Origin of the sequence: Microbacterium gallinarum (assembly GCF_014837165.1) — a bacterium.
GTDB lineage: Bacteria > Actinomycetota > Actinomycetes > Actinomycetales > Microbacteriaceae > Microbacterium > Microbacterium gallinarum.
The window spans coordinates 1016851-1029643 of record NZ_JACSPM010000001.1 but is presented as its reverse complement, the minus strand read 5'-3'; the positions used below and the strand labels follow the sequence as shown (position 1 = coordinate 1029643).

Here is a 12793-nt window from a genome sequence, read left to right as displayed (position 1 = left end):
TGAGCGTGCGGATCGATCCGAGGCGGTGGTTCTCCCGCAAGACGCTGGGGAAGGATGCCGCGGCCGGCCTGGTGCTGGGCGTGGAGGCCGTCCCCGACGCCCTGGCGGCCGGGGTGCTCGCGGGCGTGAATCCGCTCGCCGGCCTCTACGCCTATCTGTTCGGGATGGCCGGCGCGGCGTTCGTCACGAGCAGTGCGTTCATGGCCGTGCAGGCGACGAGCGCGATGGCGCTCGTCGTGTCGGACGCCGACCTCGCCTCGCGCCCTGATCCCGACCGCGCGCTGTTCACGCTCGCGATCCTCACGGGTGTGGTCATGGTGATCGCGGGAATCGCGCGGGCCGGGCGCCTGGTGAGCTTCGTGCCGACCGCGGTGATGACCGGGTTCGTCACGGCGATCGGCGTGAACATCATCCTCGGGCAGCTTTCCAACTTCACCGGCTACCCCGGACGAGGTGCCAACCGGCTGCTGAAGACGATCGACGTGCTCGTGCACATCGGCCAGTGGAGCATCGCGTCGGTCGTGGTCGGCACGATCGCGATCCTGCTCATCGTCGTGCTGCGACCCACCCGCGTCGGGAGCCTCGGCCTCGTCGTCGCGGTCATTGCGGGCTCGGTGTGCGCCGTGCTCCTCAACCTGTGGGTCGGCGACCCGGTCGCCCAGCTGCGCGACATCGTCGACGTGCCGCGCGGGCTGCCCGCGCCGGTGCTGCCGAGCGTCGCCGACATCCCGGTGCTGATCATCCCGGCGGTGTCACTGGCCTTCATCGGCCTGGTGCAGGGAGCGGCGGTGTCGGCCGGCATCCCCACCGCCGACGGCCGTCCGGCCGACGCGAACCGCGACTTCATCGGCCAGGGCGCGGGCAACGTCGTGTCGGGCCTCTTCCAGGGCATGCCGGTCGGCGGGTCGATGTCGGGATCGTCGATCATCGTGCAGTCCGGCGCGAAAACGCGCCTCGCCCTCTTCATCGCGGCGGCGGTCATGGCCGTCGTCGTGTTCGCCGCCTCCGACCTCGTCGCCTTCATCGCGATGCCCGCGCTCGCGGGCCTGCTCATGGTGGTCGGATTCGGGGCGATCAAGCCCAGCCGGGTCTACTCGGTGATGAAGTCGGGTCCGCTGCCGACGGCCATCATGGCGGTCACGTTCGGGCTGACGCTCGTGATCCCGCTGCAGTTCGCCGTGCTCGCCGGCGTCGGCCTCGGCATCATCCTGTTCGTCGGTCAGCAGTCCAATCGCGTGCGCGTGCGCGCCGTGCACATCGAGCCGGGCGGCCGCCTGCGCGAGTCGGATCCGCCTGCGGTCGTACCGCCCGACGACGTGCTGGTGCTCCAGCCCTACGGCAGCCTGTTCTTCGCCAGCGCCCCGATCTTCGAGAAGCAGCTCCCGGAGGTCAGCCGGGCGTCACGCAACGCCGTCGTCATCGTTCGCCTGCGGGGCACCGACCAGATCGGGCTGTCGCTCGTCGACGTGCTGCGCCGCTTCGCACATCAGCTGCGCGACGCCGACTCCAGCCTGAAGGTCGTCGCGACCGAGGATCGCGTGCTCGACGCGCTCGAAGCGGGCGGCCTGCTCGACGACATCGGCGAGCGCAACGTCTACAAGGGCACCGAGTGGGTCGGTGAGACCCTGCGCCGTGCGCACGCCGATGCCCGCGAGGAGATCGGCGACCGGTCGTAGCTCAGTCGTCGAGGACGAAGGTGACCTCCAGCGCCACCTGATACGAGGTGATCTCGCCGTCAGTGCACTCGACCTTCTGCTCCTTCACCCACGCTCCGCTGACGTTGCGCAGCGTCTGGTGGGAGCGGGCGATGCCCTCTCGGACAGCCGCCTCGAAGCTCTCGGGGGACCGGGCGGTGATCGTCGTGACGCGCGCGACCGTCGTGCTGCTCATCATGAACTCCTCTGTTCGTGTGGGTGGCTCCCAGCGTTCTCCCGCTCGCCGGACGAATCAACCCCTTGACGGTCCGCCGGACGCATTGCCGTGGCATCCACTCTCCTGCTAAAGTTGAGTCATCACGACTCAACTTTGTGAGAGGACTTCAGGAGACACATGAACGCCACCCAGCAGCCGGGGCAGGAGGACGCGCGCAGCGCCCTCGAGCAGTTCGGCATCAACCTCACCGACAGGGCCCGCCAGGGAAAGCTCGATCCGGTCATCGGGCGCGACAGCGAGATCCGGCGCGTCAGCCAGGTGCTGACCCGCCGCACGAAGAACAACCCCGTGCTCATCGGCGAGCCCGGCGTCGGCAAGACCGCCGTCGTCGAGGGCCTCGCGCAGCGCATCGTCGCCGGCGACGTCGCCGAGTCCCTCAAGGACAAGGAGCTCGTCACGCTCGACATCTCGGCCCTCGTCGCGGGCGCGATGTACCGCGGCCAGTTCGAGGAGCGCCTCAAGAGCGTCCTCAAGGAGATCACCGAGTCCGACGGACGCATCATCACGTTCATCGACGAGCTGCACGTGCTCATGGGCGCGGGCGGCGGCGAGGGGTCCGTCGCGGCGTCCAACATGCTCAAGCCCATGCTGGCGCGCGGCGAGCTGCGCCTCATCGGAGCGACGACGCTCAACGAGTACCGCGAGTTCATCGAGAAGGATGCCGCGCTCGAGCGCCGCTTCCAGCAGATCTACGTCGGCGAGCCCTCGGTCGAGGACACCGTGGCGATCCTGCGCGGACTCAAGGAGCGGTACGAGGCCCACCACAAGGTGGCGATCGCCGACGCGGCGCTCGTGGCCGCGGCATCCCTCAGCCACCGCTACATCCCGAGCCGGCAGCTTCCCGACAAGGCGATCGACCTGATCGACGAGGCGGCGTCCCGCCTGCGCATGGAGATCGACTCCGCGCCGCTCGAGATCGATGAGCTGCGCCGTCACGTCGACCGCCTGAAGCTCGAGGAGCTCGCGCTCAAGAAGGAGAAGGACGACGCGTCGAAGGAGCGCCTCGCGGCGCTGCGCGAGACCCTCGCGGGCGAGCAGGAGCGGCTCAGCGACCTGCAGGCTCGCTGGGAGCACGAACGTGCCTCGCTCAACCGGGTCGGCGACCTGAAGACCAAGCTCGACGCCGCCCGCATGGAGGCGGAGCGCGCTCAGCGCGAGGGCAACCTCGAGAAGGCATCGCGCCTGCTCTACGCCGAGATCCCGGCGCTCGAGCGGCAGCTGATAGACGCCGAGCGCGACGAGCCCGCCGGTGACCGGATGGTCAACGACCAGGTCACCGACGAGGACATCGCCGCGGTCATCGCAGCCTGGACGGGCATCCCGGTGGGCCGGCTGCTGCAGGGCGAGACCGAGAAGCTGCTGCACCTCGAGGCCGAGCTCGGCAAGCGCCTGATCGGCCAGAAGGACGCCGTCAAGGCGGTGGCCGACGCCGTGCGCCGCTCGCGCGCCGGCATCAGCGACCCGAACCGGCCGACCGGCTCGTTCCTGTTCCTCGGCCCGACCGGCGTCGGCAAGACCGAGCTCGCCAAGGCGCTCGCCGAGTTCCTCTTCGACGACGAGCACGCCATGGTGCGCATCGATATGTCGGAGTACGGCGAGAAGCACACGGTCTCGCGACTCGTGGGCGCCCCTCCCGGGTACATCGGCTACGAGCAGGGCGGTCAGCTGACCGAGGCCGTGCGGCGTCGTCCGTACTCGGTCGTGCTGCTCGACGAGGTCGAGAAGGCGCACCCCGAGGTGTTCGACGTGCTGCTGCAGGTGATGGACGACGGGCGCCTGACCGACGGTCAGGGGCGCACGGTCGACTTCAAGAACGTCATCCTGATCCTCACCTCGAACCTCGGCTCGCCGATCCTGATCGACCCGACGCTCTCGACCGAGCAGAAGCGCGAACAGGTGCAGGGGCTCGTCCGCCAGGCGTTCAAGCCCGAGTTCGTGAACCGCCTCGACGACATCGTCATCTTCCAGGCGCTCACCGAAGACGACCTCGCCCAGATCGTCGAGCTCGCGGTGTTCGCGCTGCAGCGCCGGCTCAAGGACCGCCGGCTCACGCTGGCCGTGACGCCGGACGCCCGCGGCTGGCTCGCCGAGCGCGGCTACGACCCGATGTTCGGTGCGCGGCCGCTGCGCCGGCTCATCCAGTCCGAGATCCAGGACCGCCTCGCGATGGCGATCCTCGGCGGCGGAGTGCACGACGGCGACGTCGTGCGGGTGGATGTCGCAGCGGACGGCTCAGGGCTGTCGCTCGTCAGCGAGGGTCCTGCACCGGTCCCCGAGGCCGACGAGGAGGAGGTCATCGAAGCCGAGCTCCTCGACGACTGACGCCGCGTCTCCGTGAGAGCATCGGACGGTGCGCATCGTCCGGGCCCTGTGGGGATCGACCCATCCCGGCCCGACGCTGGTCGTCACAGTCCTCGCTCTCACGCTGGGCATCGCGGTCGGCCTCGAGCTGTGGCGGCTGACACTGCTTGCCCTCGCCGTCTTCGCGGGCCAGGTGTCGATCGGCATCTCGAACGACGCGCTCGACGCAGCGCGCGACCGAGCCGTCGGCCGCACCGACAAGCCCCTCGCCCGCGGGGACGTGTCGCTGCGGGCCGCATGGGGCGCGGCATCCGTCGCCCTGCTCGTCGCGCTCGCGCTGTCGGCACCCCTCGGCTGGCGGATGCTCGCGGCGCACGCGCTCTTCCTCGGATCGGCGTGGGCGTACAACGCGGGGCTCAAGTCGAGCGCGCTGTCGATCGTGCCGTTCATCGTGAGCTTCGGGATCTTCCCGTCGCTCGCGACGCTGTCGGCGCCCGACCCGGTGTTCGCACCGGGGTGGGCATGGATCGCCGGCGCGGCTCTGGGCTCGGCGGTGCATCTGACCAACGTCCTGCCCGACCTCGACGACGATGCCCGCACCGGCGTGCGCGGGCTGCCCCATCGGCTGGGAGCGCGGGTCTCGGCTGTTCTCGCCGCGAGTGCGGTGCTGGCCGGCGGGATCGCGGTGCTCCTCGGCACGTCGGGAGGCGACCTCGCGACGGTCTCCATCGTCTCGTGGCTGTTCTTCGCCGGCGTCGCCGTGGTCGCGGGGTGGACGATCGTGCGTGCGCTCGTCCGGCCCCCCGCGCGCGTGCTGTTCCGGCTGGTAATGGTCGCCGCGCTCCTGCTGGCCGCGCAGCTCGTCGCCAGTGGCGCCGCGCTGGCAGAGTGAGGCGCGGAGTCGGTCAGGCGTCGGCGTCGAAGCCCATCGAGTAGGCACGGGCGAAGATGCGGTCGACGGGAGGGGTGAGCATCGTGCGCACCAGCGTGCGCCGTGCCGCGTCTGCGGGCCGGGTCGCGCTCCGTCCGAGCGCTGTGTTCGCCGCGGCCAGACGTGCGGCGGTGCGGGCCGACGCGATCCGGCGCTTCTCCCACCGCGCGAGGTCCGCGTCCGGCGCCTCGCCGGTGCGCACCCAGGTCGCGAGCAGCGGCGCGAGGGTCGCGGCGTCGAGCAGACCCAGGTTCATGCCCTGGCCGCCGATGGGGCTGACCTCGTGCGCGGCATCCCCGATCACGATCATCCGGCCGTTGCGCAGGCGCGGGGCGACAACCCGACGCACGCCGAAGGCGGTCGCCTGAGAGACGGCGACGGATGCCTCGCCCTCGCCTCGTGCGTCGAGGGCGGCGCGCAGGCGCTCGGTGCGTGCTGCGGGGTCGGGATCCGCTCCGGGACTGTCCCACGTGACGAAGCGCCGATACCCGTGCGGGAGCGGGAACGACTCGAGCACGCCGTCTCGATCGAGGTGGATCACGGCGAGGTCATCGTCGGCGCGAAGGCCGGTCGCGGCATCTGCCATCAGATACCTGTCCCGATACTCGTGCGCGCGCACGGCACCGGGGCGGAAGACGAGATCGCGCCCTCCGGCACCGGTCGCGACGACCACGATCGGCGCCGTCAGCTCGGTCGGGCGCCCGCTGACTCCGATCCGCACGCGCACGCCTTCGGCGCGGGGTGCGATCGACATCGCCGTGGCCCCACGGGTCGGTTCGGGGGCGTCGGCGGCGAGCACCGCCTCGGTCGCGGCCTGCGGCAGCGTCGCGACGAACGGGAACCGCGTCGACAGACGCGAGAACGACAGCGAGCCCAGCAGGCGCCCGCCCGAGCGCGCCTCGCCACGGGGGACCCGGGCCGCGGCTGCGAGCAGTCGCTCGGTCACGCCGCCCGGCTCGAGGGCGGCGAGCACGGGCGCGTGCACGCCGATCGCCCGCGTTCCGCCCCCGGCGGCGGGACGGCGTTCGTACAGCGCGACGTCGACCCCGCGACGCGCGAGATCGCCCGCGAGCAGCGTGCCGACCGGCCCCGCGCCGACGACGACGACGTCAGGCACTCGGTGGCTCCGTGCGCGCGGCGCCGAGCCCCGGCTCGGGCGCGAGCCCGGGTGCCGCGGCGAGCAGCCGGAACGGCGCGTGTCCGGTCACGCTCCAGGCACCGGGATCCGCGTGGTCGAGAAGGCGCCGCAGCTCGTCGTGCGTGTAGCTGCGGCGGATCGAGCGCAGTCCGTCGGTGCGCAGGAAGGTCCCGGGCGCGAACGGGGTGACGGCCACCGCGTACAGGACGTACGGCATCTGGCCGCGGGCGATGTCGCCGTGCAGCACCAGGCCGTGCGAGAGCGCCCGCGACTGCGACAGGAACGACGCCGTGTCGTCGCCGAGGTGGTGGAGCACGTGGTTGGACAGCACCGCGTCGAACGCCTCGCCCTCAGCGACCAGGGTCGTGGCATCCGCCAGCCGGAATCGCACGTTCGCGGGTGCGTCCCGGCCGATCGCGACCTCGTGCGAGCGCGGGTCGGGGTCGACGCCGGTCCACGCCACGTCGAGCCCGTCCTCGGCCGCGAGCCGTGCGAGGCGCAGCACGAGGTCGCCTCCTCCCGAGCCCAGGTCGAGCACCCGTGCCGGGCGGCCCAAGGAGGCGAGATGCGGGGCCAGGCGGGCGCGGTAGGCGAAGCCCCAGCCGGAGAAGAGGCGGTTGATCGTGCCGAACCGGCGCAGGGTCGCGCGCAGGCGCCGCGGATCGCAGGCCGGATCGTCCATGAGCTCCTCGAGCTCGACGTCGCGTACCGCCAGGCTCATGCGCCGGCGACCGCCCCGACCGCCGCCCCCGCCGGCTCACCGGCGACGGCAGATCCTGTGGCGCCGCGCTTGGTGAGCAGCGCGGATTCGACGGTCAGCCCGGGCCCGAACGCGAGGGCGGCGAGCCGCGCACCGTCGGCGACGGAGTCGTCGCGCAGCATCCGCTCGAGGATGAACAGGATCGTGGCACTCGACATGTTGCCGTAGTCGCGCAGCACGCCGCGCGAGGCGTCGAGGGCGGTGGGTGGAAGTTCGAGGCCCGCCTCGACGCGGTCGAGCACGCTGCGCCCGCCGGGGTGGACCGCCCAGACGTCGGGCGTCGCCTCACCCGCGAGGAAGCGGTCGACTGCGCCGCGGATCTCGCGCCCGACGATGCGGGGCACCTCGGCCGACAGGATCATCTCGAAGCCGTGGTCGCCGATGGTCCAGACCATGTCGGCTTCGCCCTCCGACGTCAGCGCGGTCGAGAAGCGATCGAGCTCGAGACCGCCCTCGCGCCCTGCGCCCGGGTCGGCGGTGACCACGGCCGCGGCGGCCCCGTCGGCGAACACCGAGGCGGCCACGATCTGCTGCGGATCGGCCGACGGCCGGATATGCAGCGTGCACAGCTCGACGCACACGACGAGTACGACGGCGGCCGGGTCGGACTCGGCGATGCGCGACGCGAGTCGCAGTCCGGGCATCGCCGCCGCGCAGCCGATGAAGCCGAGGTGATAGCGCTCGACCGAAGGGTCGAGGCCGAGGTCGCGCACGAGCCGGTAGTCCGGCCCGGGGGCGAAGAACCCCGTGCACGAGACGGTCACGACATGGGTGACGGCGGATGCCTCGATCTCTGCGTCCGCCATCGCGACGCGGGCCGCCTCGGCGTAGAGCGCCGGCGCCGTGCGGATGTACAGGTCGTTGCGGGTGCCGGTCGTCGGGCGGAGGAGGCCGCGCTCGGCGTCGATGAAGGCGGTGCCGTCGTCGGGACCGGGGGCCCCCGACAGGGCGAGCTGGGCGAGCACGGTATGCCGGTGCTCGATCTCGGCAGCGTCGAAGGCCGCGCGGATCAGTCGCGCGGTCAGGCGGTCGACGCCGGGCTGCGTCGCGAAGAGGTCGCGGGCCTCTGTCTGGGCGACGCGGGTCGTCGGGACGGCGGTTCCGATCGAGACGATGCGCGGACTCATGCTCACACCTAAGCACCCCGAGGCCCTGCGCGGGGTGGTCTTGTGCGAACCATCAGGTTCGTGCAGAGCGCGGGGCGCGGCATCCGCTCGCGTACTACGGTCGGATCATGCACATCGAGGGCACCGGTCGCTTCGTGTTCTACGCCCAGTGGCCGGTGGCCGTCTTCCTGCCGGTCCTGTTCTTCATCGGACGCGGCAACCTCGGTGCCGAGGTCGGCTGGCTCGGCTTCTTCGGGATCGTGTACGGCCTCATCGTGATCGCGCTGCTGCTCGTGCCGCCCGCGATCACGCTGTTCGATCCCGAGGTGCGGCGGCAGCGGGCCACGCGGCTTCACTACGACATCGCGAGCGCCGTGCTGTGGCTCGGCATCGTCCTCGGCGCGCTCACTGTGCCCGACTCCGGCGACAGCGGCCCGCTCGACACGGTGCTCATGTCGTGGTTCGGCATCACGGCGCAGACCTCGGCGGCGCTGTTCGCCATCGCCGCCGGGCTCATCGGCCTGTCCTATCTCGCACAGCTGGTGCTGGCCGTGATGGGCGTCACGCGCGGCCGGGCGGCCGTCGCGAAGGGCTGAGCCGCCGGGTCAGCCCTCGGCGGCGGATGCGGCACCCCCGGTGTGCTGGTCGGGGAGCTCGCGCATCGACCAGAACGGCGAGAACACGACGAACACCGCTGACAGCAGCTGGCCGATCGCACCGATCCACATCGTCGGGATGACGCCCAGCCACGTGCCGAGCACACCGGCGAGCAGCGCGGCGATCGGCATCACGCCCCAGATGACGAAGCGCACCGAGGCGTTCATGCGCCCGAGGAGACGGGGCGGCGTGATCCGCTGCCGGAACGTCACCTGCGTGATGTTGTACACGAGCACCATGAAGCTCATCACGAAGAACTGGCAGACGAGCAGCGGGAACGCGAAGGCGGGGGTGAGCGCCGCCACCGGCAGCAGCAGGGCGACGAAGCTGAAGCCGAGCGCGGCAGCCGGGATCGCGCGGGCCTCGCCGATCCGCCGCACGATGTGCGGGGTCGCCATGGCGCCGAGCAGTCCGCCGACCGACGCCAGCGAGAAGATCAGGCCCAGCGACGCGGGGGAGAACCCGAGCTCGCGCAGCAGGAACAGCGGCAGCAGCGTGGTCGACACCGTGTTGAAGAAGTTCGACGTGCCCGTCGTCGCGACGATGCGGCGCAGCAGCTTCTCGGTGAAGACGAAGCGCAGGCCCTCCCAGATCTCGTGGAGGATGGGGCCGCGCTGCGCAGGGTCGTGTTCCTCCTCGTGGTCGCGCGTGACCAGGAGGGCGAACGCCGACACGACGTAGGTGCCGGCCGTCGTGAGCACGGCGACGGGTGCCGTGACCACGCCGATCAGCCAGCCGCCGAATCCCGGACCGGCGATATTGGCCAGCTCGTAGGTGGACTGCAGCTTGCCGTTCGCCTCGGCGATCTGGTTCGGGCGGACGAGCGACGGCACGATGCTCTGGTACGACACGTCGAAGAACACCGTGGCGATGCCGATGATCGCCGCGATCACGACGAGGTGCCAGATCTGAAGCACCCCGAGGATCCACAGGAGCGGGACGAGTGCGAGCGCGCCCGCACGCACGACGTCGGCGGCGATCATGACGTGGCGCTTGCGCATGCGGTCGATCCACGCGCCCGCCGGCAGCCCCACCAGGAGGAAGGCGGCGACGTTGGCGGCATTGAGCACGCCCACCTGGAACTCGGTGGCATCGAGCAGCAGCACCGCGAGCACCGGGATCGCGAGCTCGGCGATCTGCGCACCGAACTGGCTGAGCGCCTGGCCGCTCCACAGCGTCAGGAAGTTGCGGTCCCGCCACAGCGATGCGCCCCGCGATCGCGGGGGGAGCGGGTCGGGCTGATCCGCATCGGCTGCGGCGTCGGCGCGCGCGGCGGAGGAGGTTCCGGATGCCTCCGCCCGCGCTTCCGCGAGGATCGCGTCGTCGACATCGACGTCATCGGGAGAGCGAGGCGCGTCCGGTGATTGGGACATGCCAATCAGTGTCCGACACTGATTGAGAGTTGTCAATCACTGGCTTAGTCTGGAGTGGTGACCGAGCAGCGCGTCGGCGCCGAGGTGCGCCCGTCGACCGATCCCGCCGACGAGGCGCGCCTGCGCGCGCTGAGTTCACCGCTGCGCCTGCGCGTGCTGCGGCTGTGCGCCTTCGAGGCGCGGACGAACAAGGAGCTCGCCGAACTCCTCGGGGTGAACCCGGGCACGATGCTCCATCACGTGCGCACGCTGGTGCAGACCGGCTTCCTCGCGGCGCAGCCCGAGCGCGTCGGAGCTCAGGGCGCGCGTGAGGTCCCGTACCGGGCGACGGGTCTGTCCTGGCGCACCCCGATGCCGCACCGCAGTCGCGTGCTGGTCGAAGTCTTCCTGCAGCAGATCGAGGGCGTCGAGCCCGAGGAACTCGACACCGCCTGGCTCGGCCTCAAGCTGAACGCCGAACACAAGGCAGAGCTGCAGCAGCGCATCGTCGACCTGCTCGAGGAGTTCAAGGAGCGCGATCCCGACCCCGACGGTGAGCCGTACTCGCTCTTCACAGCGCTGCACCCCGACCTGAACCCGCCCGCCCCGTCGCCTTCCGGTCGCTGAGCGGCGTGGGGCGAGACGCCACGCGTCAAACCGTCGGGAGAAACGCCCGCTCCGGGCTTCACCGCCGAGGAAATCCGGCGATTCTTCCCGACGGTTTGACGCGCGGAGCGCCCTGCGGACGTCGTAGCGTGGCCGCATGACCATCGCGACGGCCGACCTCTACGACGAGCACGGGGACGCGCTCGACTCGCTCTCCCTTCAGCTGCACGACCTCGGCGGGCGGGTGGCGTTCGACGGACCGATCCGCACGGTGCGCTGCCACCGCGACAACGCCCTGGTGAAGGCCGTGCTCGCGACACCGGGCGACGGCGCCGTGCTCGTGATCGACGGCGGCGGCTCGCTGCAGTCGGCGCTCGTCGGCGACCTCATCGCCGCGTCGGCGGTCGAGCACGGATGGGCCGGCATCATCGTGCACGGCGCGATCCGCGATCGCGAGGCGATCGCCGCCCTCCCGATCGGCGTGAAGGCGCTCGGGTCGAACCCGCGCAAGAGCGCGAAGGACGGCGTCGGTGAGGCCGACGTGCCCGTCGAGATCGCGGGCGTGGTCTTCACGCCCGGCCGGCACGTCTGGGCGGACGCCGACGGCGTGCTCGTCGAGCGCTGACGCGGGGTGCCGGCCGCCGCGCCACAGTGAGGAGACGCGCCCGTCCGGGCAGGTCCGCCGGCCCGCCCGCGCGGCGTGTCCCTGACGCTGGCGCCTCCGCGCGCCCGCTCGGCGGCCGGGACCGGGCGCACGGTGGCACGATGGAACGAGCGAGCAAGGGAGACGCCATGACCGATGCCTACGTCTACGACGCCGTGCGCACGCCGCGCGGTCGCGGCAAGGCGACCGGCGCACTGCACGGGGCGGCGCCGCACGAGCTCGTCGTCGGGCTCATCGACGCGCTGCGCGACCGGCATGCCGGTCTCGACCCCGCGGGAGTCGACGACGTCATCCTCGGATGCGTCACGCCGATCGGCGACCAGGGCTCCGACATCGCGAAGGTCGCCGCGCTCGCCGCCGGCCTTCCCGACTCGGTACCGGGAGTGCAGCTCAATCGCTTCTGCGGCTCGGGGCTCGAGGCCGTCAACCAGGCGGCGGCACGCGTGCGGTCCGGCTGGGAGGACCTCTTCCTCGCGGGCGGCGTCGAGTCGATGAGCCGCGTGCCGATGGGCTCCGACGGCAGCCCGTTCTCGACCGACCGTGCGGCGGCGATCTCGCCCGACTCCGTTCCGCAGGGCATCAGCGCCGACCTCATCGCGACGCTCGAGGACTACTCCCGCGAAGACGTCGACCGCTTCGCCGCGATGTCGCACGAGCGCGCCGCCCGCGCCTGGGACGAGGGCCGGTTCGACAGGTCGGTGATCCCCGTCCGCGGCGCCGACGGCACGCCGCTGCTCGAGCGCGACGAGATCATCCGCCCGGGCACGACGGTCGAGACCCTCGCCGCGCTGCCCCCTGCCTTCGCAGCGATGGGCGCCGGCGGGTTCGACGACCTCGCGCTCGCGAAGTACCCCCAGGCGGGTGCTGTCCAGCACGTCCACCACGCCGGCAACTCGTCGGGCATCGTCGACGGCGCCGCGCTCGTCCTCGTCGGCAGCGAGCGGGCCGGCGAACGCCACGGACTCACGCCGCGCGCCCGCATCCGCTCGGCCGCCGTCGTGAGCACCGAGCACACGATCATGCTGACCGGCCCCGGCCCGGCGTCGAAGCTCGCCCTCGAGCGCGCGGGGCTTCGCATCCACGACATCGACCTCGTCGAGATCAACGAGGCGTTCGCCTCCGTCGCCCTGCGCCTCATGCGCGACCTCGACGACTTCCCCCACGAGCGCACCAACGTCAACGGCGGCGCGATCGCGATGGGGCACCCGCTCGGCGCCACCGGAGCGATGATCCTCGGCACCCTGATCGACGAACTCGAGCGCACCGGCGGACGCTACGGCCTGGCCACGCTCTGCATCGGGGGCGGCATGGGCGTCGCGACCGTGGTCGAGCGGCTCTGACGGCGC

12 protein-coding genes are annotated in these 12793 nt (G+C 71.7%); 7 read left to right on the top strand and 5 right to left on the bottom strand.

Annotated features, from left to right (window positions below):
- Positions 1 to 5: 5 nt before the first annotated feature.
- Positions 6 to 1676, top strand: a complete 1671-nt coding sequence (locus H9622_RS04735) for a SulP family inorganic anion transporter (protein WP_191764722.1) — start codon at positions 6 to 8, stop codon at positions 1674 to 1676.
- Position 1677: 1 nt separating this feature from the next.
- Here H9622_RS04735 and H9622_RS04730 read toward each other — a convergent pair whose 3' ends face one another.
- Positions 1678 to 1890, bottom strand: coding sequence for a dodecin family protein (locus H9622_RS04730; RefSeq protein ID WP_191764720.1), 213 nt, complete (start codon positions 1888 to 1890; stop codon positions 1678 to 1680).
- A gap of 159 nt (positions 1891 to 2049) precedes the next feature.
- Here H9622_RS04730 and H9622_RS04725 point away from each other — a divergent pair, with 159 nt between their 5' ends.
- Entirely contained in the window at positions 2050 to 4254 is a 2205-nt protein-coding gene (locus H9622_RS04725; RefSeq protein WP_191764718.1) for an ATP-dependent Clp protease ATP-binding subunit, read from the top strand.
- 28 nt (positions 4255 to 4282) lie between these two features.
- Complete coding sequence (locus H9622_RS04720) at positions 4283 to 5125, top strand: UbiA family prenyltransferase (RefSeq protein WP_191764715.1); 843 nt, start codon at positions 4283 to 4285, stop codon at positions 5123 to 5125.
- A 13-nt stretch (positions 5126 to 5138) separates the two neighbouring features.
- On the opposite strand, the gene H9622_RS04715 is transcribed toward H9622_RS04720, so the two are convergent.
- The 3 genes from H9622_RS04715 to H9622_RS04705 are packed head-to-tail and all read right to left on the bottom strand — an operon-like array spanning position 5139 to position 8189.
- Positions 5139 to 6281, bottom strand: a complete 1143-nt coding sequence (locus tag H9622_RS04715; protein ID WP_191764713.1) for an FAD-dependent oxidoreductase — start codon at positions 6279 to 6281, stop codon at positions 5139 to 5141.
- Positions 6274 to 7023, bottom strand: coding sequence for a methyltransferase domain-containing protein (locus H9622_RS04710; protein ID WP_191764711.1), 750 nt, complete (start codon positions 7021 to 7023; stop codon positions 6274 to 6276). Before H9622_RS04710 ends, H9622_RS04715 begins: the two co-directional genes overlap by 8 nt.
- Entirely contained in the window at positions 7020 to 8189 is a 1170-nt protein-coding gene (locus H9622_RS04705) for a type III polyketide synthase (protein WP_191764709.1), read from the bottom strand. Before H9622_RS04705 ends, H9622_RS04710 begins: the two co-directional genes overlap by 4 nt.
- Before the next feature lie 107 nt (positions 8190 to 8296).
- Here H9622_RS04705 and H9622_RS04700 point away from each other — a divergent pair, with 107 nt between their 5' ends.
- The gene (locus H9622_RS04700; RefSeq protein WP_191764707.1) at positions 8297 to 8764 is read left to right on the top strand and encodes a hypothetical protein; all 468 of its coding nucleotides are present in this window, start codon (positions 8297 to 8299) and stop codon (positions 8762 to 8764) included.
- A 9-nt stretch (positions 8765 to 8773) separates the two neighbouring features.
- Here H9622_RS04700 and H9622_RS04695 read toward each other — a convergent pair whose 3' ends face one another.
- The gene (locus H9622_RS04695) at positions 8774 to 10198 is read right to left on the bottom strand and encodes an MFS transporter (protein WP_191764706.1); all 1425 of its coding nucleotides are present in this window, start codon (positions 10196 to 10198) and stop codon (positions 8774 to 8776) included.
- Positions 10199 to 10255: 57 nt separating this feature from the next.
- Between H9622_RS04695 and H9622_RS04690 the strand changes: the two genes are divergently transcribed.
- From H9622_RS04690 to H9622_RS04680, 3 genes are all read left to right on the top strand, one after another.
- Positions 10256 to 10804, top strand: a complete 549-nt coding sequence (locus tag H9622_RS04690; protein ID WP_191764704.1) for a helix-turn-helix domain-containing protein — start codon at positions 10256 to 10258, stop codon at positions 10802 to 10804.
- Between the two features lie 136 nt (positions 10805 to 10940).
- Positions 10941 to 11408, top strand: a complete 468-nt coding sequence (rraA, locus tag H9622_RS04685) for a ribonuclease E activity regulator RraA (protein WP_191764702.1) — start codon at positions 10941 to 10943, stop codon at positions 11406 to 11408.
- A 167-nt stretch (positions 11409 to 11575) separates the two neighbouring features.
- Entirely contained in the window at positions 11576 to 12787 is a 1212-nt protein-coding gene (locus H9622_RS04680) for an acetyl-CoA C-acetyltransferase (protein WP_191764700.1), read from the top strand.
- Positions 12788 to 12793: the final 6 nt, after the last annotated feature.

Coding starts and splice junctions, on each gene's coding strand:
- H9622_RS04730 (WP_191764720.1), bottom strand. CDS start 1,890: ATGAGCAGCACGACGGTCGCGCGCGTCACGACGATCACCGCCCGGTCC.
- H9622_RS04725 (WP_191764718.1), top strand. CDS start 2,050: ATGAACGCCACCCAGCAGCCGGGGCAGGAGGACGCGCGCAGCGCCCTC.
- H9622_RS04710 (WP_191764711.1), bottom strand. CDS start 7,023: ATGAGCCTGGCGGTACGCGACGTCGAGCTCGAGGAGCTCATGGACGAT.
- H9622_RS04705 (WP_191764709.1), bottom strand. CDS start 8,189: ATGAGTCCGCGCATCGTCTCGATCGGAACCGCCGTCCCGACGACCCGC.
- H9622_RS04700 (WP_191764707.1), top strand. CDS start 8,297: ATGCACATCGAGGGCACCGGTCGCTTCGTGTTCTACGCCCAGTGGCCG.
- H9622_RS04695 (WP_191764706.1), bottom strand. CDS start 10,198: ATGTCCCAATCACCGGACGCGCCTCGCTCTCCCGATGACGTCGATGTC.
- rraA (WP_191764702.1), top strand. CDS start 10,941: ATGACCATCGCGACGGCCGACCTCTACGACGAGCACGGGGACGCGCTC.
- H9622_RS04680 (WP_191764700.1), top strand. CDS start 11,576: ATGACCGATGCCTACGTCTACGACGCCGTGCGCACGCCGCGCGGTCGC.